At 63.3% G+C, this 2,687-nt stretch carries 3 protein-coding genes; 2 read left to right on the forward strand and 1 reads right to left on the reverse strand.

Translation table 11 applies throughout. From position 1 onward, the window contains the following. Nucleotides 1-396 (reverse strand): hypothetical protein (locus H5T60_13875; protein MBC7243520.1); only part of this gene is annotated, 396 nt, incomplete at its 3' end. A 235-nt stretch (nt 397-631) separates the two neighbouring features. Between H5T60_13875 and H5T60_13880 the strand changes: the two genes are divergently transcribed. Continuing rightward, the gene (locus H5T60_13880) at nt 632-1,495 is read left to right on the forward strand and encodes a hypothetical protein (protein MBC7243521.1); all 864 of its coding nucleotides are present in this window, start codon (nt 632-634) and stop codon (nt 1,493-1,495) included. Nucleotides 1,496-1,601: 106 nt separating this feature from the next. Further along, nucleotides 1,602-2,687 (forward strand): type III-A CRISPR-associated protein Cas10/Csm1 (gene cas10 / locus H5T60_13885; GenBank protein ID MBC7243522.1); only part of this gene is annotated, 1,086 nt, incomplete at its 3' end.

Below are 2,687 nucleotides of genomic sequence, written 5' to 3' on the forward strand. Positions count from 1 at the left end.
GAGCCCACCCGCGTACAAGGGGAGGTACACGCCGTACAGGGCAATGGCCAGCGCGGCGCACACCCATTGGACGTCTGGGTATGGTATCACCTGGCCGGCCAGCCGCGCCGCGGCTATGGCCGCCGGCAGGGCGGAGATGACCCAGGGATGGGAGCACTGCCGGCGCAGGGCCATTGCCACCAGAGGGGTAGATACGACCAACAGGCCGAGGAGCACCACCGCCGGCAGTCCCAGGTTGGGGAAAACCCGCACCGACAACTGGGCGACAAAGAGGCGCAGACTGCTGAGGAAAAAGAGGGTGGCGGCCATCGGCTGAAGCACGCGTGCTGTGCGCTCCCAGTCGGGCAGTTCCTCAGCCACGGTCATAGCGTCCGGGTTGGACAGATTGGGGAACATGTGTGTGCCTCCCATGCGGCCAGTGATGCCGGCTCCCCCGGGACACAATACATGCATTCGGGGGGCTTGTCAAGTACCTGGGATGCAGGGGATGTTCAGCGGGGCGGGCATCGGGCGGCCTGGGGCGCGTTGACGAGGTCCTCTAAGTAGGGTATAATGCGTTTGTATGCCCCATACTCTCCGTTGTCGTCCCGCGCCGGCAGCGCGGCAAAGCGGCTTCAGGAAAGCTTCTTGGATGGCTAACCGGGTATTCATTTCTACATTGGGTTCCGAGCCCCAGGTTGTTACGCTGGCGCTGTACCTCTTGCGCCTCCAGGGCATTGAATGTTCCCGAGCGGTTGTCATTCATACGGATGACTCCGTGCCGGCCATCGGCCAGGCACTGCGAGACCTGCGCGCCGAATTTCAGGGCAGGTTGTGGCAGGGAATAGGCCTGGAACTGCGGCCGATACTGGCCGGCGGACGGCCGGTGCGCGATATCAGCACGGAAGCGGATGCGCATGCGGCCTTTCGGACCATTTTCCAGGTCGTGCAGGAGGAAAAGCGCGCCGGCCGTGAGGTGCACTTCAGCATTGCCGGCGGACGCAAGGTCATGTCCATCTACGGCATGGTCGTGGCCCAGCTTCTCTTCGATTCCTCCGATCGCCTCTATCATCTGCTCTCGGAAGGTCCCCTCCTGAAAGAGCGCCGCATGGTACCGCGGCCAGAAGATGAAGTGCGGCTGGTCCCTATCCCGGTCCTGCGCTGGCAGGAAGGTGCGTTTATCTTAGGGGAGATCATGCGGTATGAGGATCCGCTGGAGGCGGTGCGCAGTCGGGCGCTGGCGCGGCAGGCAGAGTATGAGCGGTTGGACCGGTTTGTGCGGGAGGTGTTGTCGCCGGCGGAACGCCAGGTCTGCGCGCTGGTGGTGCGCGAAGGGCTGTCCAATGCCGAAGTCGCCGGCCGATTACACATCAGCCAGAAGACGGTCGCCAATCACTTATCAAGCATTTACGCCAAGCTGAGTCAGCACTTGCCGCTGTCCCGCGAGCGCCCGCCAGACCGCTATGCCCTGATCCAGGCCCTTTCTGCCTATTACCGTGAACAGGGCGAGAAATAGGAAGATATTCCTATCCACATCGGGAATGTTATCTCAGGAAATGCACACCACGGTCTGATACAATACCTTGGCAAAGGATGCATCGCACTGCAAAGGAGGTGTGGGATTGGAGAGGACAGTGTTTGTGGCGGCGGCCGCCGGCCTCCTGCATGACATCGGCAAGTTCGCCTCCCGGGCGGGGGAGACTCCATCAGGGGGGTGGGAGCAGGCAAAGCAGGAGGCGGGCTATGCCCATGCGGCCTTGAGCTGGCAGGTCGTGCAGGAGATTTTGCCGGCACAGTGGGTGGAGGAACTGCGGGCCATCCTGTATCACCACCACCTGGCCGGCGCGACCAAGGAGAACGCGGTGGACCCGGAGCTGGCGTACCGCCTGGCGCTGGCGGACTGGCTCTCCAGCGGGGAACGGGAGCCGGAAGAAGAGGAGGGGGCGAAGGGTATCCCTTATGTGCTTTCCCCCTTCAGCCGGCTGTGCGGGCATAATGCCGAGCGCTACTATCCGGCGCTGTCCCTGGGGGAGCTGACCATTGACAACGCCATGCCGATGCAGAGGACGTCACAGCCGGCCAGGGACGAATTCAAGCACCTCTGGCAGGATTTCCACAAACAGACCGGAGAGCGTCTGAAAGTCATGAAAAGTGGGGAAGAGGAGGCGTTCCTTGAGGCGCTGTATGCACTGTTGCAGGAATACACCTGGTGCGTGCCCTCGGCATATGCCAAGCATGTGTCCGACGTCAGCCTCTTCGACCACTCCCGCATGACGGCGGCTCTGGCGGTCTGTCTGACCGCCGATGGGCGTGATGTGCAGTGGTGTCGGGAGGTGATGGATGCGCTGAAGGATAAGGCAGGCGCTCCGCCGGCGCTGGAGCGGGAAACCGCCGTATTGGTGGGCGGGGACATCTCCGGGGTGCAGAAGTTCATCTACTCGATTACCTCCAGCGGGGCGGCGAAAAGCCTGCGCGGCCGGAGCTTTTACCTGCAGTTGCTGACCGAGGCGGTGGCGCGCTATGTCCTGCGGGAGCTGGGCCTGCCGGTGACGAACATTATTTATCTCGGAGGCGGCAACTTCTTCCTGCTGGCGCCGATGCGCGCACAGGAGCGCCTGCCGGCCATCCAGCAGGAGGTATCGCGCCGGCTCCTGGCGGCCCATGAGGGCGAGCTGCACCTGGCGCTGGGCTGGTCGCCGGTGCGGGCG

The sequence above is a fragment of the Anaerolineae bacterium genome (genome assembly GCA_014360855.1).
GTDB lineage: Bacteria > Chloroflexota > Anaerolineae > JACIWP01 > JACIWP01 > JACIWP01.

What these genes read in the sequence shown, in the direction of transcription:
- H5T60_13880 (MBC7243521.1), top strand. Translation starts at nt 632, where the DNA reads ATGGCTAACCGGGTATTCATTTCTACATTGGGTTCCGAGCCCCAGGTT.